This window comes from Archangium violaceum, assembly GCF_016859125.1.
Lineage (GTDB): Bacteria > Myxococcota > Myxococcia > Myxococcales > Myxococcaceae > Archangium > Archangium violaceum_A.
In genome coordinates this window covers 4,571,666-4,595,398 of the sequence record NZ_CP069338.1, presented here as the reverse complement: position 1 = coordinate 4,595,398, position 23,733 = coordinate 4,571,666, and the positions used below count along the sequence as shown (strand labels likewise).

The window sequence follows — 23,733 nt, the reverse complement described above, 5'->3', positions numbered from 1 at the left end:
CACGCAGCCTTAAAAGACTGACCCCGGCGCTCTCGCCACCACACCAAGACGTCCAAGCCCCTGCCGCGCTCCTCGTGGGGGCGCGGCCAAGTGCTTCAAGTGGGCCGCACTGTCGGCTATAACCGGCCCGGCACACGGCATTTGGCTCCCGGCCGCCATCTCTCTGCACCATCTCGCCACCGTCCACAGGGCCCCATCCCCCTATGCTCCAGCTCTACTCTGGTGTGCTAAGGTGCGTTTCTTGGCAAAGCAGAAGCGCTGTCCTACCGAAAGCATGCCCGCCGGAGAGCACGCCCCTCTATGAGCATCGCATTGAAAGCGGTGGCCAGCTACGATTCCGGGAGCCACCATTTCCGAGTGGTGACCCCGCAGGACCCTGAATCGTTCCTGCAGGCAGTTGCCAAGGAGTACAATCGTCTACGGACAGAGACTGCACTTCCCTTAACTGAGGTGCAGCTTGATGGTATTCAGGTTCTAGACGTCGCAGGACTGAAGGCCAAGCTGGCCGCAGCCTGCATTCCCCAGCGGACAGGAACTACCTTCGATGTCACCCGAAGCGACTTCGGGGAAACCATCGCCTACATGCTTTTGGAGAAAGAGTACGAGACACGCTTCGGATACCGTAGCATCCGTGACCGCGAACTCGTTAATCTTCCAGGCCGGGGCATTGACCTTGTTGGCGTAGAAACAGGGCCAGTCCTCACGCTAGTTCTGGGCGAGACGAAGGTGTCTGGCGAAAACGTATCCCCTCCACAGGTTGTCGAAAAATCAGAGGACTCGCTCCACCGACAGCACCGCTTTCACCTCACTGAGCGCAAAGCAACTTACAACAAACTATTCGATCTGGCGCGACACGTCAGGGACGAAGATATCCGTAACTACCTCTTTGCAGCTGCGCTCTTATTCGAAAAAGAGGAATGGAGCCGTTTGCAGCTTATCTCTTATTGTGTACTGGTGCGACCGCATAGTTGCCACAAGAAGGCAGATTTCGGAAAGTTTATAAAAAAGCCCGAGGTCTTCGACCCTTCGCAAATCCGCTTCTGGATTGTCTGCATGCCTGACGACATCGATTCGACAATCGATGCGTGGCACAAGCACTGCACCTCCGCAATGGAGGCCGCATGAACAACATCGATTTCGCAGCAGTTCTGCAAGATACGGGTGCTGCCGATGATGTTCAACGGATTACCGAGGTTACAATCGCTGCGACGTTAGCCTCCGAGGTAACTGAATCCACGGTGGCCTATCAACCCGAGCGTCTGCCCCGTCTCGGGTTTCTGTACGAAATTCAAGGCCTCAGCGCCTATCGGAGATGGACTGCACGAAAGGCATCTTTCGACCGCGCGACCGCGCAAAGTTCCTTCGGCCTTGCCTCGGCTTGCTGGCGTGGGCTAATGGCCCTTCCGGGCGAAGAGGACATCGGAAAGCCCTCTCGAATAGTCTCAAAGGAGGGCGAACGCTTGATGGCGGCCGAGATGCCAGAGGCGCTCATTCCGCCCGCACTTTCCCTTGCCTTTCACCTCGGCGTAGCGAGTGTCGCCGCTGGACGCTCCGCCGAGGCTCGCTTAGATCTCAGTCGCATTGAACTTGCGGACACACCAGCCCCTTCCGACTGGCGTGGCCATGTTGCCTCTAATGTATTCAGGGCCTTCGTTCTCCTTGTTCGGAAGCAAGGCGGCTGGAGCGATGTTGACCGTGCATTAGATTCCATTTCCAGTCTGCGCCAGCTACAGGCGCAATTTGAGGACACATGGCTCAAGCAGTCTGGCTCTGGTGAAGACAGTACCACAGTCCGTGCAGCACTCTCGCTCGTAGGCCTCTACCATCTTGCCCAGCTCGTCACCCTGTGCGGCGATTATCTCAGCACGGGGAAGGAAGCATCAGGTCGAGTCCTGACGCGGCTAGAACGCCATCAAGACCAAGCGACGACAGCATTCGAATCGGCGGGAGATCAGCCTTCCGCGCACCTAGCTCGCCTTCTCCATCTCGGATGCCGAGAACTCGTGCAGAACTCCATTTGGTCGCAGGTCGAGGGTCTAGGGGCACCTGCGCAGCTTCTTGCTAGGCACCTTGCGCGTCGCGGCGCGGAACGGCCCGTCATTGAACTCTGGCCGGCGCAGCAAACTGCGCTTCGAGAGCGTCTCCTAGACCCCTACCCTCGCGCCATCGCTGTGGAAATGCCTACTAGCGCTGGCAAAACGCTACTCGCAAAGTTTGCCATCATCCAAACCCGTGCGCTCAGCCAGGGAACCATCACCTATGTCGTTCCCACGCGCGCGCTCGTCAATCAAGTCACGATTGAACTGAGGGCAGACTTCCGAGACCTCAATCTGCGAGTTGAGCAAGCAGTTCCAGCCTTCGAACTAGACCCTACCGAGGAGCGCCTTCTCCAAAGCGGTGCAGACATTCTCGTCACAACGCCTGAGAAGCTCGACCTCCTAGTGCGCAAGGATCACCCCATCGCCAAAAATTTGGCGCTGGTGATCGCGGATGAAGCGCACAACTTGGCAGAGCGACACCGGGGACCACGACTTGAACTCCTGTTGGGAATGATCAAGCGAGACAGGCCTGGCGTCCGGTTTCTACTCCTCTCCCCCTTTATCCCACAATCCAGTGAGCTTCTCACGTGGCTGGGGGATGACCGCACTATCCCCCCCATCCGCGTTGACTGGCGTCCATCCCGTCGCGTGGTGGGTACAATTCGTAGCAAGAAGGAGAAGGGAACCAGAAAACTCACGTTAGAGACCTTGGCAGCAGCGGACAACGTCGACGTCCGTGCTGGATTGAAGATCACTCTCGCTCGGGGCGATCAGGTTCCTGATCAGACATCGATTCGCTCTCTGGTCCGTGGAGCAGTACACGCGCTGAGCACCAAGGGATCGGTGCTTGTTCTCTGTCGCGGTCCAGGGACCGCTGTCACTCGAGCCCGAGAACTCGCCGAGGCCCTTCCCGAAGTTCCGCTGACATCAGAATGCGAGTCCGTGTGTCGCTATCTTGAGGCCGAAATAGGCAGAAAGTCGGCACTCGCAGATTGCATTCGCCACGGAGTTGTTTATCACCATGCAGGCCTTTCACTTGAAGCCCGTGCGCTCCTTGAGGGGCTTATTCGTCGAGGCCAAGTCAAGGTTGTCTGTGGAACCACGACCCTAGCCCAGGGAGTCAATTTTCCTATTTCGACGGTCATCGTTGAGACCCTCCAAAAGGGAAACGACGACCTCACCTACTCTGAGTTCTGGAACATTGCAGGGCGTGCGGGACGAACACTCGTCGACCCCGTTGGACTTGTCGCATTTCCAGCACCTACAAAAGCCGACGTCGAAAAGTTCTCCGCATTTCTGAAAGGAGAGGCAGTTGCCATCTCCAGTCAACTCGCGCTCCTTGTCGACCACATCGACGAGATTGGTGACAAATTCGATATCAACACGCTTATCAACGTCCCAGAACTATCACCGTTGCTACAATTCCTGGCGCACGCGATGCGCGTCTCCGGCAGCGAAGACTTTGCAGCACACGTCGATGACGTGGAAGATATTCTCCGATCCAGCCTCGTTTATCATCAGGTCCGTGCTCAGAGTGATAGTGCTGTTCAGCGACTGGTTGCTCTCTGTCGCGCGTACTTGGAGCAGGTTCGCGGGCTATCGCGAGGCACATTGGTTCTAGCTGATCAGACCGGCTTCGCAACACCCAGCGTCCTCAATCTACTGCGGCGAAAGAGTGCCACTCCTGAGCTTCAGAGTACTTCGGAATGGCAACCCGACCGGCTCTTCGGCGAAGATTTGGGGCCACTCGCTCTTCGCATCTCTGCTATTGCTTCTCTGCCTGAAATTCAGCTCGGCAGCGACGAACAAGGCCCTTTTGACGCTAAGCGTGTTGCTTCGATCTTGCGCGATTGGGTTCGGGGGGAACCGCTGGACGTAATCGCTCGCCGCCATACGAGGGATACACCGGGAGTCGAGAAGGATCCGGACAAGGAACTCTCAAATTTTTCCAAGTACCTCTTTTCACAACTCCTGGGTCGAGCTTCTTGGGGCATGGGGGCACTGGAGTCAATCTGCCTTGCGGGAACGAACGATGCGGGTCTACAGGAGGCAGGACACGTTCCTTCGATGCTCTACTTCGGAGTGAGCCATAGAGAAGCCGTCTGGTTCCGGATGGTTGGCGTTCCGCGTGTAGTGGCCGAAGGTTTGGGACGTCTGTGGAAAATTCGTGCTGGCCGAGAGCCCCAATCTTTCGATGACCTGCGCGGCTGGGTAGGAAACCTGAGTGAAAGCGACTGGCGCAGTAGCATTCCTTCTAATTCCCCCCTCAGTCCCGCTGACATGCGTTGGATTTGGAAAGAGTTTTCGGGAGGCGTGGCCTGAAATTCTCGGTAAGGGAGTCAGACACTTCGTACGATACTTCGTACGGATTGCGTCACTCGCCAACCGGCGCGGGCTCGGGCCGTTCGATAAGGCCTGCTCGGTCAAGCAACTCGCGCACACGTGCGGTGAACGCCACGTGCTCGGGGTTGCTCGCCGTCATGGGCTCGGGGGAGAGAACGAGAAGCCATCCAAGAGCCCCTATTGGCTCGATGCGCACGGGAGCGGGTAGCGGCGGCACCGTGCCCAGGCGGCGCGACAGGTACGTCAGCCATCCCACCCTCACCTCTCGCTTCCGCTTCTGAATGAGGCGTACCATCTCGGTCGAGCTGGCCATGGCGAAGTCGGGATCCCACGCCGTAGCCACACTGGTGAGAACCTCGGCCAGCACGGGAGCACTTAAAAGTCGCTCCCGTCCCGGCCCCTCATCGGGTGGATAGAGCAGGCAGGTGTTTCCTGGTCCCGATGGCGAGTATTCACCGCAGTGAATTTCGACGCGGGTCCGCTCCTTCTTCGCATTCCACACGAACTCGCTGAACCCTAGATCCTCGATCACCTTTCCACCAGCGTCCGTGCGGTTCCTCCCGCGAAGGAACAATTGCTCCCACTCCGTCACCTCTGGGCGGACTGGGTGACCAGGCAGCTCGCGGGGGGCTCCTCGTCCCCCCCTGTACCACTGAGCGAACGTCGGGTCACATCGCGCCAGCATGGAGAAGAAGACTGCCGCACGCCGGGCGCACTCCAGCGCGCTCTCCTGACGTGGCCCCCAGTACGCCCCTACGTAGTACCTCTCCGACATGCGTGCTCCTCACCGCGCTGGCGGCGTATGGCTGACGGTGATGTTGTCCCATCCATTTTCTTCGAAAAGGGCTCGAAGGAAGTTCGCGAATTCCGCTTCGGCAATGTGCCAGATCACCGGCAGATTCAGCGCCCTGGCTGTGTCCGACTGCCGCCTCGCCTGGTCCATCAGCCCCTTGAACCCCTTCCCATTTTCGAACCAATGCTGGGCTGAACCGCCTTTCGTGAGGAAGTTCTTATAACTACCGCCCTTGGCCTCCAGCAGCGCCTTACCATTGAAGCCGTCGAACTCCACGGCGCCAGTCATGTACACCCACCATGCGGGCCGTCCCGTTATCTGCTCCTGGTAATCACGGGCCTGCTCGGACTCGGTGGTGGGCTTCTTGTACGTCCACTTGCCGGGCCCCTTCGCCGAAGCCGTTTTGGTGGACCGCCCCGGGTTGCGACTCCTGCCGGTGTTTCCCTGGCCTCTACCCGCCATGTGGAGGATGGAGAGGGCTCCCAGGTCCATGCTCGCTGAGGCTGCCATCGTGCCTCCCGCCACGACCACCCGGCCCAGCACCATTTCGCCCTTGAGCGTGAGCGACAGCACCGGCAGCTCGGCTCCCAGCCCGCTCATGCGCCCGACGATGGCCTCCGCGCCCCCGAGCATCATGATGATGTGCGTGGACAACCGTGCCGCCTCGCGTATCTGGTCCTCCCGGGACATGGCGCCGTAGCGCGCGAAGTAGCCGGGCGAAGAGGCAATGAGGAGCGCCACCGCAGTGGGCAGTTGCGCGAGGTCCTCGACAGCGCGGATGGGATGGAGGACGGATTGGGCCAGAGCCACCGCCATCTCCCCCATGGCATCCTGGGCCCCGTCGAGTGCGGCGTTGAGCGGGTCTCTCTCCAGACCCAGCTCGGCCAGAGGCGGGCTGTCCGCGCACCGCAAGGCCTCGGTAACCGGGTAGAAGATGCCGCCGCGCGAGAAGTAGAAGTCGCCCACCCGGAGGCGTCCCACCATCCACTCGCCCTCCACGATTTCGAGTGGGCCCAGGCGCTGAAGAGAAGAGCCGGTGAGCGCGGCCACCAGGTAGCCATCCGGGCGCACCAGCACCAGGAGCCAGAACCGCTCGGCACGCCATTTCAAGTCGGCGTACTCCACGCGCTCGCCGCCCTCGAGCACCTCGCGAAGCAGCCAAAACAGTACCCGGCGCGGGGCGAAATTCTTCGGTGTTACGCGCGTTTTCGCTAGATGCTCCAGGAGCGCACGAGCCTGCTCCAGGTAGAGCGCCGCGCCCGCTGGGTGCCGAGCCTCCATCGGCAGACCGCTGGCCTCCTGCACAACCTGGAACGGGTCCGCCACCTGCGAGGGGACGCCGTCGGCACCTCCCACCGCTCCGGGCGCAAGCGTGGCGACAGATCGCAGAGGGTCGGAGTTGTGGCGGAACGAGGTGACCCGCGAGCGGATACCGTCGCCGCCCAACGGATTCCCGCGAAAATGGCCGGTGGCGCACCCTTCGAGGAGCACGACCACGGCCAAGGCCAGAAGCACCACGCCGATTTGGCTGCATTTAGCCCCAGCGGGCGCCAACGGGACAAACACGCCCACATTGGAGCGCAGCCATGTGCGAAAGGAATGCACGCCAAGAAGACGATTGGACATGCCGCACCGCTCTCCCAGCCGCATGCGTTGGAGTTGAACACCCAAGACTTCACGGGGCAGCATAGAAACTCACCTCTCCCTGACCGGCCGCACCAAGGCTCCCCGCACCTTCTCCGCCGCCAGCGCTCGGGCCACTTCCCGCGACACCAGAACACCCTTGTGGGCCGACGCTCCACTGCCGAAGTATTCCCTCGTCTTCGCCATCCGGGTCGGGGGCTCGCTCGCCAGTGGAGGGAAGGCACCTCGTGTTACGGGAAAATACTTGACCCGTTCACAACGTGCACAGCGCTCCACCTCAAGGCCCATCACCACCACGCCCACCTGCTCCTGGATGACGAGTTGAACCACAGTCTTCAGCTCCGTGCCATCCACGTCGAGAACCGGCCGGCAGCCCACTCCGTTAGGATTGAAGACGGTGCTCCAGACCTCTGGTGTCACGAAGAACTCGTCGAAGACCCAGTAGAGTTGAAGGATGCCGTTGCGCCCCCACCTCGGCTCGGACTTCATCTGGAAGGGAGCCTTCTGCTCCAACCCAATACCGCACTGCTCGCAGAAGCTTGCCTTCGCATAGGTCGCATCCCGGTAGCCGAAGTGGGCCTCGATTGGCTGAGGGTATCCATGGTGCCAACCCGGCTCCAGCGCGAACCATGAAGCCTCTGCCAACTCCCTCTCCGAGAACTTCGTGCTGACGATGTCCGCGGCCCCGCTCTTCGCAATCCACTGCCGCAGGGCCGACCACGCCTCGTGGGCCTCATCTACCTCGAAGGTGACCAACCCGCTCGCCCCCACGATGACCCCCAGGGCCGCCAGTTCCCCTCGGATCTCGGGCGTCGATGAGATGGAGATGCGATGGATGATCTGCATCGTCCGCATCTTACAACCCAGGAGCCTTCAATCGTTCAGGGAATCAGCGGGAATCGGAGGGGGCCTGCTCCCGCTCGCGCAAGCCATAGTCCCGGAGAACGCCCGCCACCCGAAGGCGATAGTTCCGGAAGAGCCCCCCCCGGCCCCGGGCCTGCGCGGCCCGGTGCGCCTCCAGCGTGCGCCATGCCTCGACGGCCTTCTCGTCCCGCCAGAAGGAGAGGGAGAGGATCTTCCCCGGCTCGCCGAGGCTCGTGAACCGCTCGATGGAGATGAAGCCCTCCACGCCCTCAAGTAGCGGCCGGAGGTCGGCGGCGGTGTCCAGGTAGTCCTGCCGGTGGGCTTCGTGGGGCCACACCTCGAAGATGACGGCAATCACAGTCGTGCACTCCCAGGCTCGAAGAGAGGAATCCGCGCGTTGGCGGAGGCGCGATAGGTCACCGCTCCCGCCAGGGACTCGAACGGCATGCGAGACATCAGGACACGTTCAACGCCCGCCTTCGCGAGCGCCAGGGCGAGCGCTTCACCCGGACAGGCATGGACCCCGGCACCGAAGGAGCGCGTCTCCCGCTCCGGCCGGAACGGGTCGAAGCGCTCGGGACTCGGGTGGACCCGCGGGTCCCGGTTCGCCGCCGCGAGGACGACCAGAATCACGTCTCCCGCCCTCATCCGCCCGCCCGCGACCACGTCGTCCCGGACAACGAAGCGGCGGGTGTTCTGGATGGGTGGGTCATACCGGAGGACTTCCCGAAGTACGTCGCCCAGCAGGCCCGAGTTGGCAACGACGCGCTCGCGCCACTCGGGGTGGGCGGCCAGGACCCGCAGCGTGTTGCCGAACAGCCCCGCTCCCGCCTCGTAGGCCTGGGACATCAGACCGATTCCATTCGCCGCCACGGCCTCCCCGACATCCAGGCCCCCGCTCCTGCGCCCCAGCTCCCGCGCGAGGGTGGACAAGAGTGACTCTGCCGGGAGGGCGTGCCGGGCGAAGAGCCACTCGCGGAACAGGCCGAGCAGCTGGCCCGCGGCCACCCTGCCCCGTTCGACCTGCTCGGGACTGCTCGCGGGCGCGAGGCAGCGGACGAAATCGCTCATCCAGTCCGCGACTCGTGGCAGGTGCGCCTCCGGCATGCCCAGCAGTTCCCCCACGCCGTGGACGGACAGGCGAAAGGCGAAGTCGGTCAGCCCGCCGGGAAGGGACGCGGGAGCCAGCTCCTCGAAGAGCCGCCGCGCCCACTTGCGTCCCAGCGCCAGGGCCCGGGCTTCATCCACCGTCCCCAACGTGGCGGACACCGCCTGCTTGAGCGGACAATGGCTGGCGCCGTCATTCATGCGAACCAGGAGGCGGAAGATGTCGGCGGCGGGCGAGCCGAGCAAGGCGCGCGGAACCGGCTCCGACACCGGGCGTACCCGGCAGGCGTCGTGGGAAAGGACGGCCGTCACGGCTTCCGCGCTCGAGGCCACCCAGAGCCCCAGCTCCCGGTCATGGTGGAGGGGCCTGTCCGCCACCAGGCGCGCGTAATAGGGATAGGGGTCGGGATGGGTTACCGCCGCGACAGGGGATTGCGGAAGGGTCATGGATGGGTGCTCCAGGGCTCGCACCGCGGGAGTCGCGGAGAGCGCTCTGCCTCGGAAGCGGCGCCAGTGTCTTCGGAGTGGGGCGCGTTGTCCCGCGGGAACAGTTTGGTTACCGTCGAACCATGACGGACGAACCAGACCTGGGCGCGCTGGCGCGAGCACTGGGTGACCCCACCCGCCTGCGCATGTTGACCCTCCTCATGGAGGGCCGAGCCCTGACGGCCAAGGAGCTGGCGTATGGAGCGGGAGTGGAACCCGCGACCGCCACGGCGCACCTGCAGCGGCTGACGGCCAGTGGGTTCGTCCACCCTCGAGCGCAAGGCCGCCACAAGTACTTCCACCTCGCGTCCGAGGACGTCGCGCGGATGATGGAGTCGATGATGGTCGTGGCGCCCTCCGCCCCACGCCGGGCACCGGGAGAGAAACCCGACGCCCCCATCCGCATGGCCCGCTTCTGCTACGACCACCTCGCGGGCCGGCTGGGCGTCCGGCTCGCGGAAGCGCTCGTCTCCCGCCGCGTCCTCCGAGCGGAGGACGACGCGTTCTCCGTCACTCCAGCCGGTGAGAAATGGTTCCGGTCATTCGGCCTCGACCTGCCCGACCTGAAGCAAGGCCGCCGCAAGTTCGCCTCGAGGTGTCTCGACTGGAGCGAACGACAGGAGCACCTCGCAGGAGCGCTGGGAGCGGCCATCGCCCGGAAGCTGACGGAGGAAGGCTGGATCACCCGGCACACTGACTCCCGCGTCGTGTCCGTCACATCCGAGGGACGGCGGGTCCTCAAGGAGCGGCTTGGGGTGTCGCTGGAGCGCTAAAGAAGCTCGAACTCGAAGCGCTCCCGCAACCCGCACGTCCTGTCCTGCTCCTCGACCTTCCTCAGGATACGCACAATCCGGTCGAAGACAGCCCCCATGGCAAGACGCGAGACCTCCGCGTCCTTCCAGACCAGCTTCACGGGCCGTTCCACGTCCGCACTGAGCCTGTCCCACAGAGCATCCAGATTCCTGCCGTAGTACGGCCCGAAATCCAGCATCCTGGCGAGCTGCTCATGAAAATCCCGCTCCGACCTGAGTCGACTTCCATCCAGTTCGACCAACATCCACGCTCTCCTGGACCGTGCTACATCGGCGTGTGCCGGAGGAAGGTATCAGGGTACGACCTCCACCGGGCCCGAGCCTCAGCTGCCAGGCCATCGGGGCCATGGCGCGCTCCGCTCGAGCTCAACCTCCGGGCTTGTCCCGCTTGCTCCCCCTCCGTCTGTCAGTCGCGGCGCGCTCCGTGCGGGGTCGGCTGCGCTTGCTGGGCGGCGGTGCCGGGCGGGTTGCATCTGGCCGCTCCGCCTCTTCCTCGGCAGGGTCCAGAGCCCAGGTGCCTTCCTCCCAGCGTTTCAAGGCTTCGGAAGCCTCAAAGGGAATCAGTCCCATCCCTTTTGCAGCCTCCTCTAAAACCGCTTTGGCCTCGGCTGTCCGATGACGGAGCAGAAACGCAGCCGCAGATGTCCGCACGTCCATACTCGGATGCGTGAAAAGCACAGCGAGTGCGTCCCGCCCCGTATCTCCTCTGGAGCGCAACTCCAGGAACGCGGCAACGGCCTTCTTTGCGTGCTTGTTTCCAGTCTTCGCGTCTCCCTTGAAGATCTCTTTGGTTTGAGCCTGTACGTGATACGCGAACTCCTCAACGAGCTCTTCAAGACTCTTTACCATGCCCCATTCCTGACATTGGTGATTGTCAGTAGACCAAACGCGCTCTGCACCTCGTAGGATCCCGCACCTCAGCTCCCGCACGAGGACGGACAAGAGTGTCTCTTCCGGGAGGACGTACCGGGCGGAGAGCCACTCGCGGAACATGCCGAGCAGCTGGCCCACGGCCACCCCGCGAGGCAGCGGACGAAATCGCTCATCCAGTTCGTGACTCGTGGCAGGTGCGCCTCCGGCACGCCCAGCAGCTCCCCACGGGAAGGAGGCCAGGAAGCGGTCAGCCAGACTGGCTGACCTGGCCGAGAATCGACACATTCTTTTCCACGGGCTGTTTCGGTACCTTGAGATGGTTCGCCGGAAAGTCAGGGTCCGCATACCCCAAGGACAGCCCACAGAGGATCACGAGTTCCTCGGGGATGGCGAGCTCACGGCGAATGACTTCTGGATACGTCGTCAACGCGGCTTGGACGCAGGTTCCGATACCGCGCGCCGTCAGTCCCAGGACCAGGGTCTGAAGGTACATTCCGACCCCCACTGCATCCACGAGCCCGAGCTCCCGGTGCATGCACAGGATGCCGACCATGGGCGCGCCGAAGAATTCGTAATTGCGCCGCGAAGCCAAAGCCCTCCCGGCTTCATCGTCCCGGGAGACTCCCATCGCCCCGTAGACGATCGCGCCCAGCTCACGGCGATACGAGCGAAAAGACGCTGGCAACGGCGCCAGCTCACGCGGATTCGCTCTCACCTCCGCCATGAGGGCCTCGCGCAGACGGTCCTTGCGTTCGCCCTCCGCGAGGAAGAGGCGCCAGGGTTGGATGTTCGAGTTGGAGGGTGCGAGCTGCGCGAGAGACAAGGCTTCCACGAGAAGCTCGCGAGGAATCGGGGTGGGAAGAAAGCGGCGGCTCGAGCACCGGCTTCGGACGATTTCCTCGAAATCAAACATGCGGACCTCTTCAAACCCGGTTCAGGGTTGTGGGGGGGAGGTCAATCATAACGTGCAGGACGAAGGGGCGGCAGTAGGTGCCGCCATCACCCGAATCGCACTCAAAAGCGCACGTTCGCGCTCACCATGGCATAGAGGGGCGGCAGCATCGCGTCATAGCGGCCATGCACCTCGTAGCCCGCGCGGAGCAACAGTTCGAACCGCCCTGACGAGAGCAGTCCCGCGCGCACGCCCGCGCGCAGGGTGTCCGCGGATGCTCCGTACCAGCCGGAGCGCGCATCGGCGTAGATGCGGCTCCGGTGCTCGGCCGTGGGCTCCAGGTACGTGAGCCATTGGCGATCCCACGAGAGCTCCGCGGCCAGCAGCCAGCGTTCTCCGTACCAGCCCGGCATCGCCCCGAGTTCCGTGCCCAGCCCGCGTGCCATGAAGGAGACGTTCTCCGTGCCTCGTACCTGGACGGCCGCCTGAAGTGGCAGCTCGAACCCGCCCAACCGGAGGAGATGCACCCGCGCACCCGCGCGCAGCGAGAAGTCACCGAAGTCAGGCTGAAGCAACGGGATGGCCGCGTCGGCGAACACCCACGTGGGAGCAGCGGACCCGGTCCCCAGCGCTCGCGCATAGCCCAGCCGGCCCGTCATGAGCGCGCCATCCATCCCGATATCCAGGTACATGGCGTTGGGACGGTCCGAGGAGGGCCTCGAGGCCACGTCGGCGACCGCTCGCTCCGGCAACAGCACCACCCCGGCCAGGAGCCCCAACACAAGAGAGATGGTTCTCATCGGGCCCCCTCCAGGTCCAGCGAGCGCAGGTAATCGCGGATGTGCTCCACGGACTCCGCGGCTCGCCAGTAGACGATGTCGTTGTGGCCCGCGTCGGGGATGACCTCCAGGCGGGAGCGTTGGAAGAGGGTGCGCTGCGTCTCCTGGAACGCGACTCCGAGGTCCTCCGTGGCTCCGCCCACGATGAACAGCACCTTCGGCTGGACCCGGTCCAGGTTCGCGGTGAAGTCGAAGCGCTGGTTGGAAAGCTGGTCCAGATAGACATAGACCTTCGACGCCATCCCCGTGCGCCAGGAGGGCACGCCCCTGTCATTGCGACCCGGCTGGGCGCTCTCGTCGAGCAACCCCACCGTGAGCAGGAAGTCGGCACGCGCATGGTCATCCGTCCCCACCACCTGACGCGCCCAGGCCCAGTCATTGACCCACTCGGCGTTCAGGACCGGGCTGAAGCCGGGCACCTGCTTGCCCAGCTCCGTGCTGAACTCTCCCGGTTCGAGCAACACCACTCCCGCCACGCGTTCGGGGTGTGCGCTCATGTACATCGCGGCGTACTGGCCGCCCCACGAGTGGCCCACCAGCACCACCTGGCGCTCGCCGGCAACGCGCTCCACCAGCTCTTCCAGGTCGCGCAGGTGTTTGTCCAGGCGGAGCTCCTCGGGGTCCGAGAAGCGCTCCGAGAGGCCCGCCCCGCGCTGGTCCCAGAAGACCAGCCGGTAATCGTCCGCGAGACTCACTCCGCCGTGTCGGCCCGCGAGCGGCAGCAGATACTGGTAGTCATCGCCCGGGCCGCCGTGCAGGAAGATGAGGACGGGAGCGCCCTCGGGCCCGAATTCCTCGATGTGGAAGGAGGCACCATTCCACCGGGCCTGTGGCAACGAGGGATCCTCGACCACCGTCCCAGGCACGAGATTGCCCGGCTCCGAGGCGTCGAGGCACCCCGCCGACACAGCCACTGACAGACCCAGACACATCCTTATCACCCGGTGCAGAACAGACGCACGTCGCGCCATCGGCTCCTCTCCTTCGCGGCGGACGGATGAACATCCTCCTCGTACCGCGCGCAGGAGGAACACCGGGCAATGAAGGAAGTGTCACCCGACAGGGTCACCGCGCGTCCACGCGGCGGGCCTCGCTCTCCACGCCCATTTGAATCCAGGTGAAGCCATAACCACCGTCCTCGAGGCGCTTCGGGCGTAGCACCGCATCGAAGGCGAGCGGGAAGAAGTCTCCCGCGCTGTCGTAGCCCAGCTCGAACGCCGGCTGACCCTCGGCCTGGATCTCCAAGGCATTGCCCTTGCGACCCAGCCGCAGCTTCAGCCCTCCCGTGAGCTCGTAGTGCCCGACCAGCGCATCCATCAGCGCCGGGTCGGCGGCCACCACCTTGCGTGGCTCGCCCGGTGGCACGGAGGCGTCGATCAGGTGCATGCCCAGGCCGCCCAGCCCGTTGAGCGAGAGCAGCGCCGTGTCCGACAACACCACGACGCCGCGCTTCCGCTCGGCATCCAGGGCCACGAAAGAGGTGAAGCCACCCGTGCCCCCCTCGTGCACATGCACTGTGCGTCCACCCACCGTGGTCAGCATCCAGTTCATGCCCATGCGCTGACCCGACACGGTCTCGATCGGCCGTAGGGTGCGCTGCAACGCCGGGGTGATGGACGACTCGCGCCTGCCGAGTCCGGCCTCGACGTAGCGCACCATGTCGTCGAGCGTGGCGCGCACACCGCCCACACCCGCCAGGTTCGTGGCGAAGGTCCACGCACTCGTGGGCTGCCCGTTCGGGAGGTGGCCCGTGGCGGCGCGGACCGTGTCGGGGCGCTTGTTGACATAGGCGCCCTCCATTCCCAGCGGAGTGAAGAGGCGGCGGTCGAGCAACGTCTCGAAATCCACACCGGCCCGGCGCGCGATACCCGCTGAGAGCAGCATCATCCCGAAGTTGGAGTACTCGAAACGGCTGCCCGGTGCCTGCTCCAGCTTCACGTCGGCGAGCGACTCCAGCAGCGTCTTCTCGTCGAGGTCGGCGTAGGGGTTGGCCGGGTCCTTCAGAGGCATGCGTGACGGGAGGGACGGCAGCCCCGAGGTGTGTGTGACGATGTGCCTCAGGAGGATGGGCTTGCCCTTGAACGTCGGGACCTTCGTGCCCTTTGGCAGGAGGCTCGCCAGCGGGGTATCGAGCGAGACCTTGCCCTGTGCCATCAGGTCCGCGAGCAACGTGGCGGTCAGGGTCTTGCTGACCGAACCCAGTTCGAAGGCGGTTCTCGAGTCGATGCGCCCGGCATCCTTCGCGTTGGCACAGACGTAGGCACGCGCGACCTCGTCGTCGATCACGGCCACGGCGAAGCAGGCGCCCGTACGGTCTCCAGACAGGCGCCGCTCGACCACGGATTCCAACTCGGCATCGGTCATGGCCTGTGCGGCTCCGGCACAGAGGGTGGCGGCGGCGACGAGCATGCGCTTCATCGAGGTTCCCTTTCGCTGATGAGATGGCGGCAATCCCACGCGACTTCATGCGGAGTCGCGTTCACCTCCGCCAGAAGGGCCTCGCGTAGCCGGTCCCTGCGTTCGCCCTCCGAGGCGGCTCACGAGCGATACCACGCCCCACCACACAGCAGCCCAGAATGCGGCAACGGCGCTCCACCCGAACAGCGAGGGAGCGCCCCATCCACCAGACTGCGCCCCCGCGAAAACGGGGAGGCCAGCTGCCCGCAGGACCATCACGTCAGCAGCGAACCCCACAGCACCAGGAGCAGTCGCACGTTTCAAAAACCTCGAATGGCTTGCTGGCGACCTCGTGACGCCACCACGGGACCCTGAGCAATGCCCGGCAAGGTTGTCAACACCCACCAGGGGAATGGACGCAGCGGCTCGCGGGTGAGCGCTGCGTCATCCACGTAGGTGCCGTCCGAGGGGGACACCCTGTCTACGGGTGCGTCGCGAAGGTAACGAGCGAGCCGCAGGGGTGATCACCCGCGACCACGTCGGCCAGGGTGATGGCATTGCCCGCGGAATTCATCGGGTAGCCGGTGTAGGTGAGCGCGCCCGTGGTGAACTGCGTGATTCCACCCGTGGCCCAGTACGCGGGGAAGCCGGCGGCGGGCGCGGGCGTCGAGGTGATGGAGAGATTGCCAGCGCAGTAGGCGGGCGCGCCCGGCGGGAACTCCAAGGACAGCTTCAGGTGGGTGCTGGCCCGGAGGTTGACCAGCGCGATGAACGACGTACTGGAGCTCACCGTCACCTCCTTCGACCTGGGCGTCCCGCTCACGGTCATCTGCTCGAAGGCCACCTCGAGACCCGGCTCGGGGGTAGAGGCGGGCGGAGGGTTGTAGCAATCCAGGGGGATGTTCTCGAACTTGATGAGGGTACAGGCGGGGTTGACCGTCTCGATGTCCGCGTTCCAGGTTCCCAGGCCATCCGCGGAGTCGATGGTGCCCTTGCGCTGGCCGAGGATCCGGAACGAGGTGCCCATGGTATTGAATTGAGGGCTCGCGGCCTGCTCCATCCACAAGCCGGTGCGCGGATCGAACCGCCACATCGCGGCCCGGCAGCTCCCATTGAGGACACAGGCGGGCATCGTCCCGCCCCCGACGGCCGCGGGCACGGGCAGCCGCACGTCCAGGGTCTTCCCGGCGATCAGGCTCAAGGTGTTACCACTGGCATCCACCGCCGCCAGCGTCACCGCCCCCACCGTCTCGAGCGCGACCGGCTGATTGGCGGAATTCCTCGCGCTGAAGTCGCCGGGCATCGTGTCCGGACCGTGCGGCGCGATGAAGAACGAGACCCGCCCCGTGGCGAGCGCGCCCGTTGGGGTCTGGAGGCTGTTGGCGGGCAGCATCACCCGGATGCCCGAAGCCGGGTCGGCGATCTCGTTGTTGATCGCCGGGTCGATCAGCTTCGTGAAGGACTTCGCGAGCACATGCTTCCGCGCGATCGCGCCTCCGGTCGTGAACACGTTCACCGGCGCGTAGCCATCCTTCCGGATGTCGAACCGATAGCCCGCCAGCGACTCGGTGACCGCGACGCTGTACGTCCCCGTGGAGCTGGTGAGGCGGAGGATTCCATTCACCGTCACACGCGCGCCGGCGATGGGTTGACCCTGATTGTCCACGACCGTCCCCGAGAAGACCGCCGAGAGAGCGGCGGACCCGGCGCGAGTGCCGTCGGCGGTGGATGAAGACATCTCCGCCTCGCCACAGGCGAGACCGAGGAGGGTGGGCAACAACAACAGAGCGGAGCGTTTCATGTCGGGATTCTCCTGAGGGAGGGAGGCCTCAGGATTTGCACGGAGCGTACCGACCACGCCTGTCACCGCCTTCTCCTCTGGAGCGTCAGGGAGGACGAGCCCGTCACACGTCGCGGTGTCGACCCGAGCACAACACGAAGGACCGTGGAACGTGGCCCTCCTGGCTACGAACGCGGGTCGACCGGCGCGAAGGTGCCAAGCCGCGCTTCGATCGCCGCGGCCGCATCGAGGCACAGATCCTCGCGGTAGAAGCTGGCGATGACCTGCACGCCTTGCGGAAGTCCACCGGCGAGGTGTGTGGGAACGGCGACAGCTGGCACGCCGATGAAGCTCGTGGCGGTACACAACCGCAGGGCGTTCGCGCACCGGGCGTGCTCCTCGGGCCCGCGCGTGTCGTAGCCGACCGGCACGGCCGGCTCCGTGAACACCGGTCCGAGCACGAGGGGATGGTGGGCCAGGAATTGTGCCCAGTCTCGCTGGAGTCCCTGCCGGACCGAGGTCAGCCGCACGTACTCGGCGAGATCGACGGGGCCGCGCAACGCCATCGCGAGCTCGATATAGCGGCGGCCATCCGGAGCCAGCAGCCGCTCGAGCATCGGCCAGCTCAGGCTGAACTCGGTCATGATCATGTGTCCATACGTGTCGACGGTCTCGGCGAGCCTTGGCACATCCACCTCCTCGACCACGTACCCGGCGTCCCGGAGCGCGGCCGCGGCCAGCTCCACCGCGGCGCGTACGTCCGGGTGAACGCCGAGCCCGCCCGGGTCTGCTGTAACGGCGACGCGGAGCGGGCGCGCGAGTGGCGGTCCCTCGAGGGGGGCCGGCACCACTCGCGGGTCGCGCGGATCCGGGCCCGCGAGCACATGGCAGGCGACGCGCAGGTCCGCGACGGTGCGCGCGAGCGGTCCGTCCACCGGAATCAGCTGGGAGGACAGCGTCAGGTCACGCGGCCCGATGCTGCGATCGCCGGGGAATCGCCCGTAGCTCGGCTTGAGCGCGGCCACGCCGCCAAGCAGCGCGGGCAGGCGCACCGAGCCACCCGCGTCGTTCCCCAGACCGAGGGGCGACATTCCCGTCGCGAGCGCGACCCCCTCCCCTCCGCTCGACCCACCCGGCGAGAGACTCGGGTCCCAGGGGTTCACGGTGTCACCGTGGAGCTGGCTGCGGGTGTGCATGCGAAGAGAGAGGTCCGGCAGGTTGGTGCGGGCGAGCGGGATGGCACCCGCCTCGCGCAGCCGCTGCACCACGGGCGCATCGAGCGGCGCCACGGCGTGACGCAGCGCGGGAACACCGTGCGTGGTCGCCGAGCCCGCCACGTCGAGGTTCTCCTTGGTCGTGAAGGGCACTCCGGCCAAGGGTCCGAGTGCCTCACCCGAGGCACGCCGGCGATCGACGGCTCTCGCCGCTTCGCGCGCGGAGTCGGCGAGGACGTTCGTGACCGCGTTGACCGAGGGATTCACCTCGGAGATCCGGTGCAGGTGGTCGTCCACGACCTCGAGCGCGCTGCACTCTCCGCGCGCCACCATGCCAGCAAGCTCCCAGGCACTCCGCTTCCACAGTCCCGTGGTCACGTGATTCATCTCCATCGTTTTCCGAGTGGGAGGCAGCAGCGACACCTGGCGGCGGCTTCCATGCCGACCCGGCGCGTCCGGTGCCTCTTTCGACGAATACTACCCGGGTATAATCAGCTGTCAATATTACCCGGGTAGAATATCGGTCACGGGCAGCGGGCCCGCGTTGCCGGGTCATGCGCGACGGTCTGCGCTATCACCTTGCGCTCGAACGAAAATATGGCTTTCCTGCTATTTCCAGAAAGGATCAGATATCATGAATTCATCTCGTCGCCATTGGCAGACGCCGCTCTTCGCGCTGGGCCTCGTGGTCCTGGGCGCCTGTGGTCCTGAAAGGGAAGAACTGGAAGCAGAGGCTTCGGGAGGACCAGAGGCCGCCCTCGCGGCGAATCCGCTCACGCTGGCGGACTACCCCATCAAGGCGAGCGCGGACCAACGCTCCCTCGTCACGGCCACGGGAGCGCCGTTCCGGTACGTCGCCGACACGCCGTGGGGGCTGCCGTCGAGGCTGAGCCAGGCGGATGTGATTGCGTACCTCGACGACCGCAAGGCGAAGGGCTTCAACACCATTCAGGTGATGTTGCTCCCGATGCCGAGCGAGTGGGGGACGAAGAACTATTACGGCGACACGCCCTTCAACGACATGAACCCGGCGTCACCGGCCATCACCTCGGTGGCCACGACGAACCCCTCGGATGCGAGTGGCTATGATTACTGGGACCACGTCGAGTGGGTCATCGACCAGGCCGGGCAGCGCGGCATCCAGGTAGCGGCGGCGGTGTCCTGGTATGGCTACGGGGGCAGGGACTGGCGCCCGTACATGACGACCAGCGCGTCCACGTCCTACGGGACCTTCCTGGGCAAGCGGTTCGGAGGCAAGAACAACCTCTTCTGGATTCTGGGCGGAGACAACAATCCCACGGGCGATGCCGCGGACGTCCCGGCGGGCATGGACACGAGCGACCGCGTCGAGGCGACCAACGCCCTGGCCAACGCCATCCGCGCCAACGAGGCGAAGCGTCACCTGATGTCGTACCACGCGAAGCGGAGGAGCTCGTCCGCGGCGTACTTCGGGAGCCAGGCCTGGCACACCGTGCACTTCGCGTACTCTCCCGAGACGACCTACAGCTACGTGCTCGCGGACTACAACCGCACGACGGTGCGTCCCGTGGTGATGCCCGAGTCGTACTACGATGCCCGCACGTCCTCGCCCATCCTCGATCGCCGGCGCCTGCGCGCGCAGGCCTGGTGGTCCTACCTCAGTGGTGCCGTGGGCTTCGCCTATGGCCACGAGAACATCTGGGACATGGACTCGGCCTGGAAGACGGCCTTGCAGGCGCCGTCGGCCACCGACATCAAGAACCTCGCGTCCTTCCTCGCGGGCTACAAGACGCACCTGCTGCGGCCGGACCATCGGACGGGGAACACCCAGAAGCTGCTGGCCGGTGGATACGGCACCACCTCCACCAACGGGGGACTCGACTACGGCGTCTCCGCCACGGCGAGCGATGGCAGCTTCGGCCTCGCGTACTTCCCGACGACGCGCTCGGGCATCGTCGTCAACCTCGCCGCGCTGGGAGGGGGCAACGTGACCCTGTCCTGGTGGAACCCGGGCGCGGGTGGAGCGAAGACGCTCATCGGGACGTACGCGGGGACGGGGACGCGCGCTCTCGCCTGGCCTTCGGGCTACACGGATGCGCTGCTCGTGGTGGAGCGCGCGGGCACCCCGCCCACCTCGGGGACACTCCTTCGCGCCATCAACCTCGGTGGGCCGGCGCTCACCATCGATGGGCGGAGCTGGGAGGCCAGCAGCGGCGCGGCCAACCTCACCCTCACGGGTACGCGCTTCGAGGACCAGAGCATTCCCCTGGTGCCCGCGACGGACGCCAACCGCGCGCAGATGATCCGCTCGTGCATCTACGGCACGACCGCGAGCGTGGCGATGGGCGCGGTGCCCTCGGGCACCTATGACGTCTACCTCTACGTATGGGAGGACAACGCGACGAAGACGTTCGACGTGCGGGTGGAGGGCACGCTCGTCCAGGACAACTACGTGAGCGGCGCCCCCGGTGAGTGGAAGCGGTTGGGACCGTGGGTCGTCTCCGTCACGGATGGCACCTTGAACCTGACCACGTCGGGAGGCACCGCCAACCTGTCGGGCCTCGAGGTCTACCGCCACTGACGGGCGGCGCTGGAAGGGACGAGATCCCCAGGAGGGTTTGCGCACCGCGTCATCCGTGTCATGGTCCACCGGAGTGACGACTCCTCATGACACGGAAGCGCCGGCCCTGGTGCCGGTAACCGGGCCGGTCCCGCCCATCCTCGCAGGGGAGGGCACGGCGTCGCCTCCCGGGGCCCGAGCGGGGGGCGGCAAGCTGGAGTTCGCCCTCGGGGTCCTCAATGGCGTGCTGGGGGACTACCTCCACCGCCAGGACAACGAGCTGGCCACGCCGATGGAGCTCTTTCTCGACGGGCAGCCGGTGCGGCTCGACCGCGCGTCGCTCCAGCGGGCCTACCCCGCGCCCACGGGCCGACTGGCGCTCTGGGTGCACGGGCTCGCCGTCACCGAGGCCGTCTGGTCCTTCCCCGGCGAGCCCGCGGTCACCTACGGCGCGCTGTTGAAGAAGGAGCTGGGCGTGACGCCGCTCTACCTCCGCTACAACTCCGGCCTGCACATCTCCGAGAATGGCGAGGCCCTGGCCCGGCTGCTGGAAACGCTCATGGCCGAGTTCCCGGTCCCCATCGAGGAGCTCATCCTGGTGGGCTACAGCATGGGAGGGCTCGTCGTGCGCAGCGCATGCCACGTGGCCGCCGAGGCCGAACTCACCTGGCTGTCCCGGGTCCGTCGCGCCCTCTACATCGGCGTGCCGCACCTGGGCTCCCCCCTCGAGCGGCTGGGCAAGGTGGTGACCTGGGCGCTGCGCTCCATCCCCAATCCGTATACGCAACTGGTGGCGGACATCGCCAATCTGCGCAGCAACGGCGTGAAGGACCTCGGCTTCGGGAACCTGCTGAAGCAGGACTGGGAGGGCACAGACAGTCAGGCGCCGCTCCAGAACCGCCGCCACCCCGTCCCGTTGCTCCCGGAGCTCTCCCATCACCTGCTCGTCGGCTCACTGGGCCGCGACGAGCGCCACCTGCTCTCCGCGCTCTTCGGCGACGGCGTGGTGCCCCTGTCGAGCGCCGCCGGCCGGGCGGGCGCGATGGACCGGAGTCCTGTCTTTCCGCAGGAGAACGTCAAGGTCGTGGCCGGGGTGGATCACATCGCACTGGCCCACCACGCGGACGTCTACGCCCAGGTCCGGGCCTGGTGTGAAGGGGAGCTCCCATGAAGACGTGGCGCGGAGTGAAGGCGCTGGTGCAGGACGCGGTGGACAAGGGCGCGACGGCGGTCGAGCAGGTGCACAAGCGCACCGCCGCGGTGCCCTTCGAATTACTGGAGAAGGTCCCCCCGCTGGCGGTGCCCGTCCGGGGTGTCCACGCGGTCCACGACCTGGCCCTCTCGGGCTCGTACGGGATGGTCCGGCTGGTCAACCGCGTTGCCGGCAAGGTGTTGGACGTCGCACTCGATGTCGTGTTCTCCATCCGTCCCCAGCGGAAGAGGTCCCTTGCAAGACCGACGAGACCTTTCCTACAGGCTAGCTCTGGCGTGTGCGCACGGACCTGCCAGGTCAGGAAAGGGAGCTCCAGATGTGTAGGAACGTCTGCGGGAACGACGTGGTGCATGCGGGAGGACCGTTGACGAGAGGCACATCCCGTCGGCGGTTCCTCGCGGCGGGGGCCGTCTCTCTCGGAGCGGCGGTTGCCTGTGCGACCCCTGGACCGAAACGGAATACGCCAGAGCCGGATGAGCTGCCGCGAGACACCGGTACCGAGGGGCGCCGGTACCTCTTGAAGGGCGGTGCGGTCCTCAGCATGGATCCTTCCGTTGGAGACTTCGCCCGCGCCGACGTGCTCGTCGAGGGCAGGAAGATCGTCGCGGTCGGGCCCGCTCTCGAGGCCACGGGTGCGGCGATCATCGACGCGACCGGTACGGTCGTCCTGCCGGGCTTCGTCGATACCCACCACCATCAATTCGAAACGGCGCTCCGGAGCTCCCTGGCGGAGGGCCTGCTGCTCAACGAGGGTCAACCGCACAGCGAGAGGAACTACTTCGACATCATCCTTGGAAGGCTGACGCCGGCCTACAGGCCGGAGGACGTCTACATCTCCGAGCTCCTCGGCTCGCTCAGCCAGCTGGATGCCGGAGTGACGACGGTCGTCGACACGTCCCAGGTGAACCATACGCCGGAGCATTCGGATGCGGCCATCCGGGCCCTGAGGGATGCGGGACGTCGCGCGGTCTATGCCTATGCGTCGGGCCAGGGCTCCGGCACCGCGTACCCGCGGGACCTCCTGCGGCTGCAAAAGCAGTACTTCTCCTCCAGCGACCAACTCCTGACGCTGGCCATGAACGCCGAGCTCAGGGAGAGCGGGTTCCGCGAGAACTGGGCGCTTGCTCGCCAGGCGGGTGTGCCCATCGTGACCCACCTCGTCGGCAGACTCGACCAGGCAACGCTCCTGGAGCAGCTCGGGCGGGAGGGACTGCTCGCATCGGATATCGAGTACATCCACGCCACCGGTATCTCGCAAGCCTCATGGAAGCAGATCGCCGACACCGGTGGGGGCGTTTCGATCGCGGCCCCGATCGAGTTGACGATGCGGCACGGCATGCCGCCGATCCAGACCGCGCTCGACCACGGCATCCAGCCTTCGCTCAGCGTCGACGTCGAATGCACGATGACCGCTGATTTCTTCACGCAGATGCGGACCGTCTACACGCTCCAGCGGGGGCTCATCAACGAGCGCGCACTGAACGGCGAGACGCAATTGCCCGCGCTGCTCTCCTGCCGTGACGTCATCCGCTTCGCCACGGTCGAGGGTGCTCGGGTTGCTCGTCTCGCACGGAAGGTCGGCTCGCTGACACCTGGGAAGGAGGCGGACATCCTCCTTCTGCGGACAGATGCCATCAATGTCGCCCCGCTCAACAACGTGCCGGGCGCCATCGTGACCCTGATGGAGCGCAGCAACGTGGACACCGTCATCGTCGCTGGAAGAATCCGGAAATGGAGAGGAGCCCTTCTCGACGTGGACCTGGGCCGTCTCCGTTCTGAAATCGAAGCATCGCGAGACTACCTGTTCGAGAAGGCCGGCGTCCCGCGCGAGCTCTTTTAAAATCCAGAGGTGACCCGAAAATCCCGGCCGCGGACTCCTTTACGGTGAATTCCACCTC

General features: G+C 65.3%; 19 protein-coding genes and 1 pseudogene. 7 read left to right on the top strand and 13 right to left on the bottom strand.

Translation table 11 applies throughout. The annotated features are described in order from the left end of the window. Positions 1 to 300 precede the first annotated feature (300 nt). Positions 301 to 1,125 carry a hypothetical protein gene (locus JQX13_RS19800; protein WP_203410519.1) on the top strand — a complete coding sequence of 275 codons (825 nt, stop codon included), beginning with the start codon at positions 301 to 303 and terminating at the stop codon, positions 1,123 to 1,125. After that, positions 1,122 to 4,361 (top strand): DEAD/DEAH box helicase, encoded by a 3,240-nt coding sequence (locus tag JQX13_RS19795; RefSeq protein ID WP_203410518.1) that lies wholly within the window; start codon positions 1,122 to 1,124, stop codon positions 4,359 to 4,361. The genes JQX13_RS19800 and JQX13_RS19795 overlap by 4 nt, the downstream gene beginning before the upstream one ends. A gap of 52 nt (positions 4,362 to 4,413) precedes the next feature. Here the strand turns inward: JQX13_RS19795 and JQX13_RS19790 are convergent, their stop codons facing one another. From JQX13_RS19790 to JQX13_RS19770, 5 genes are all read right to left on the bottom strand, one after another. After that, the gene (locus JQX13_RS19790) at positions 4,414 to 5,157 is read right to left on the bottom strand and encodes an Imm52 family immunity protein (protein WP_203410517.1); all 744 of its coding nucleotides are present in this window, start codon (positions 5,155 to 5,157) and stop codon (positions 4,414 to 4,416) included. Between the two features lie 9 nt (positions 5,158 to 5,166). Then, complete coding sequence (locus tag JQX13_RS19785; protein ID WP_203410516.1) at positions 5,167 to 6,801, bottom strand: Tox-REase-5 domain-containing protein; 1,635 nt, start codon at positions 6,799 to 6,801, stop codon at positions 5,167 to 5,169. A 69-nt stretch (positions 6,802 to 6,870) separates the two neighbouring features. After that, positions 6,871 to 7,665 (bottom strand): hypothetical protein, encoded by a 795-nt coding sequence (locus JQX13_RS19780; RefSeq protein WP_203410515.1) that lies wholly within the window; start codon positions 7,663 to 7,665, stop codon positions 6,871 to 6,873. 43 nt (positions 7,666 to 7,708) lie between these two features. Beyond that, entirely contained in the window at positions 7,709 to 8,041 is a 333-nt protein-coding gene (locus JQX13_RS19775) for an antibiotic biosynthesis monooxygenase family protein (RefSeq protein ID WP_203410514.1), read from the bottom strand. Further along, the gene (locus tag JQX13_RS19770; RefSeq protein ID WP_203410513.1) at positions 8,038 to 9,237 is read right to left on the bottom strand and encodes a cytochrome P450; all 1,200 of its coding nucleotides are present in this window, start codon (positions 9,235 to 9,237) and stop codon (positions 8,038 to 8,040) included. The genes JQX13_RS19775 and JQX13_RS19770 overlap by 4 nt, the downstream gene beginning before the upstream one ends. Before the next feature lie 122 nt (positions 9,238 to 9,359). On the opposite strand from JQX13_RS19770, the gene JQX13_RS19765 reads away from it, so the two are divergent. Then, positions 9,360 to 10,049, top strand: a complete 690-nt coding sequence (locus tag JQX13_RS19765; protein ID WP_203410512.1) for an ArsR/SmtB family transcription factor — start codon at positions 9,360 to 9,362, stop codon at positions 10,047 to 10,049. Here JQX13_RS19765 and JQX13_RS19760 read toward each other — a convergent pair. The 8 genes and pseudogenes from JQX13_RS19760 to JQX13_RS19725 all read right to left on the bottom strand — a co-directional run bounded on the left by JQX13_RS19760 (position 10,046) and on the right by JQX13_RS19725 (position 18,461). Then, positions 10,046 to 10,333: a barstar family protein gene (locus JQX13_RS19760; protein WP_203410511.1), complete on the bottom strand. Its 288-nt coding sequence runs from the start codon at positions 10,331 to 10,333 to the stop codon at positions 10,046 to 10,048. The genes JQX13_RS19765 and JQX13_RS19760 overlap by 4 nt on opposite strands. Before the next feature lie 253 nt (positions 10,334 to 10,586). Next, a pseudogene (locus JQX13_RS56370) lies at positions 10,587 to 10,937 on the bottom strand (DUF2019 domain-containing protein); the annotation flags it as partial. Between the two features lie 271 nt (positions 10,938 to 11,208). Further along, positions 11,209 to 11,874 carry a nitroreductase gene (locus JQX13_RS19750; RefSeq protein WP_203410510.1) on the bottom strand — a complete coding sequence of 222 codons (666 nt, stop codon included), beginning with the start codon at positions 11,872 to 11,874 and terminating at the stop codon, positions 11,209 to 11,211. A gap of 101 nt (positions 11,875 to 11,975) precedes the next feature. Beyond that, positions 11,976 to 12,653 (bottom strand): hypothetical protein, encoded by a 678-nt coding sequence (locus tag JQX13_RS19745; protein WP_203410509.1) that lies wholly within the window; start codon positions 12,651 to 12,653, stop codon positions 11,976 to 11,978. Then, on the bottom strand, positions 12,650 to 13,558 hold the full coding sequence (locus JQX13_RS19740; protein ID WP_203410508.1) for an alpha/beta fold hydrolase: 909 nt from the start codon (positions 13,556 to 13,558) through the stop codon (positions 12,650 to 12,652). Before JQX13_RS19740 ends, JQX13_RS19745 begins: the two co-directional genes overlap by 4 nt. A gap of 199 nt (positions 13,559 to 13,757) precedes the next feature. Beyond that, a complete protein-coding gene (locus JQX13_RS19735) occupies positions 13,758 to 15,110 on the bottom strand; it encodes a serine hydrolase (RefSeq protein ID WP_203410507.1) in 1,353 nt (450 codons plus the stop codon). Positions 15,111 to 15,570: 460 nt separating this feature from the next. Further along, positions 15,571 to 16,890 carry a carboxypeptidase-like regulatory domain-containing protein gene (locus JQX13_RS19730; RefSeq protein WP_203410506.1) on the bottom strand — a complete coding sequence of 440 codons (1,320 nt, stop codon included), beginning with the start codon at positions 16,888 to 16,890 and terminating at the stop codon, positions 15,571 to 15,573. 164 nt (positions 16,891 to 17,054) lie between these two features. Then, a complete protein-coding gene (locus JQX13_RS19725; RefSeq protein ID WP_203410505.1) occupies positions 17,055 to 18,461 on the bottom strand; it encodes an amidase in 1,407 nt (468 codons plus the stop codon). Positions 18,462 to 18,717: 256 nt separating this feature from the next. Between JQX13_RS19725 and JQX13_RS19720 the strand changes: the two genes are divergently transcribed. From JQX13_RS19720 to JQX13_RS19705, 4 genes are all read left to right on the top strand, one after another. After that, positions 18,718 to 20,643, top strand: a complete 1,926-nt coding sequence (locus JQX13_RS19720; RefSeq protein ID WP_203410504.1) for a DUF4038 domain-containing protein — start codon at positions 18,718 to 18,720, stop codon at positions 20,641 to 20,643. Positions 20,644 to 20,716: 73 nt separating this feature from the next. Then, positions 20,717 to 21,793, top strand: coding sequence for an esterase/lipase family protein (locus tag JQX13_RS19715; protein WP_239014912.1), 1,077 nt, complete (start codon positions 20,717 to 20,719; stop codon positions 21,791 to 21,793). After that, positions 21,790 to 22,203, top strand: coding sequence for a hypothetical protein (locus JQX13_RS19710; protein WP_203412663.1), 414 nt, complete (start codon positions 21,790 to 21,792; stop codon positions 22,201 to 22,203). The genes JQX13_RS19715 and JQX13_RS19710 overlap by 4 nt, the downstream gene beginning before the upstream one ends. Before the next feature lie 173 nt (positions 22,204 to 22,376). Next, positions 22,377 to 23,675 carry an amidohydrolase family protein gene (locus JQX13_RS19705; protein WP_239014910.1) on the top strand — a complete coding sequence of 433 codons (1,299 nt, stop codon included), beginning with the start codon at positions 22,377 to 22,379 and terminating at the stop codon, positions 23,673 to 23,675. Positions 23,676 to 23,733 lie beyond the last annotated feature (58 nt).

Excerpts from the sequence above, each read along its gene's own strand:
- JQX13_RS19780 (WP_203410515.1), bottom strand. The coding sequence starts at position 7,665 with ATGCAGATCATCCATCGCATCTCCATCTCATCGACGCCCGAGATCCGA.
- JQX13_RS19785 (WP_203410516.1), bottom strand. The coding sequence starts at position 6,801 with ATGTCCAATCGTCTTCTTGGCGTGCATTCCTTTCGCACATGGCTGCGC.
- JQX13_RS19760 (WP_203410511.1), bottom strand. The coding sequence starts at position 10,333 with ATGTTGGTCGAACTGGATGGAAGTCGACTCAGGTCGGAGCGGGATTTT.
- JQX13_RS19765 (WP_203410512.1), top strand. The coding sequence starts at position 9,360 with ATGACGGACGAACCAGACCTGGGCGCGCTGGCGCGAGCACTGGGTGAC.
- JQX13_RS19730 (WP_203410506.1), bottom strand. The coding sequence starts at position 16,890 with ATGAAACGCTCCGCTCTGTTGTTGTTGCCCACCCTCCTCGGTCTCGCC.
- JQX13_RS19710 (WP_203412663.1), top strand. The coding sequence starts at position 21,790 with ATGAAGACGTGGCGCGGAGTGAAGGCGCTGGTGCAGGACGCGGTGGAC.
- JQX13_RS19705 (WP_239014910.1), top strand. The coding sequence starts at position 22,377 with ATGGATCCTTCCGTTGGAGACTTCGCCCGCGCCGACGTGCTCGTCGAG.
- JQX13_RS19800 (WP_203410519.1), top strand. The coding sequence starts at position 301 with ATGAGCATCGCATTGAAAGCGGTGGCCAGCTACGATTCCGGGAGCCAC.
- JQX13_RS19795 (WP_203410518.1), top strand. The coding sequence starts at position 1,122 with ATGAACAACATCGATTTCGCAGCAGTTCTGCAAGATACGGGTGCTGCC.
- JQX13_RS19770 (WP_203410513.1), bottom strand. The coding sequence starts at position 9,237 with ATGACCCTTCCGCAATCCCCTGTCGCGGCGGTAACCCATCCCGACCCC.
- JQX13_RS19750 (WP_203410510.1), bottom strand. The coding sequence starts at position 11,874 with ATGTTTGATTTCGAGGAAATCGTCCGAAGCCGGTGCTCGAGCCGCCGC.
- JQX13_RS19720 (WP_203410504.1), top strand. The coding sequence starts at position 18,718 with ATGAATTCATCTCGTCGCCATTGGCAGACGCCGCTCTTCGCGCTGGGC.
- JQX13_RS19735 (WP_203410507.1), bottom strand. The coding sequence starts at position 15,110 with ATGAAGCGCATGCTCGTCGCCGCCGCCACCCTCTGTGCCGGAGCCGCA.
- JQX13_RS19745 (WP_203410509.1), bottom strand. The coding sequence starts at position 12,653 with ATGAGAACCATCTCTCTTGTGTTGGGGCTCCTGGCCGGGGTGGTGCTG.
- JQX13_RS19790 (WP_203410517.1), bottom strand. The coding sequence starts at position 5,157 with ATGTCGGAGAGGTACTACGTAGGGGCGTACTGGGGGCCACGTCAGGAG.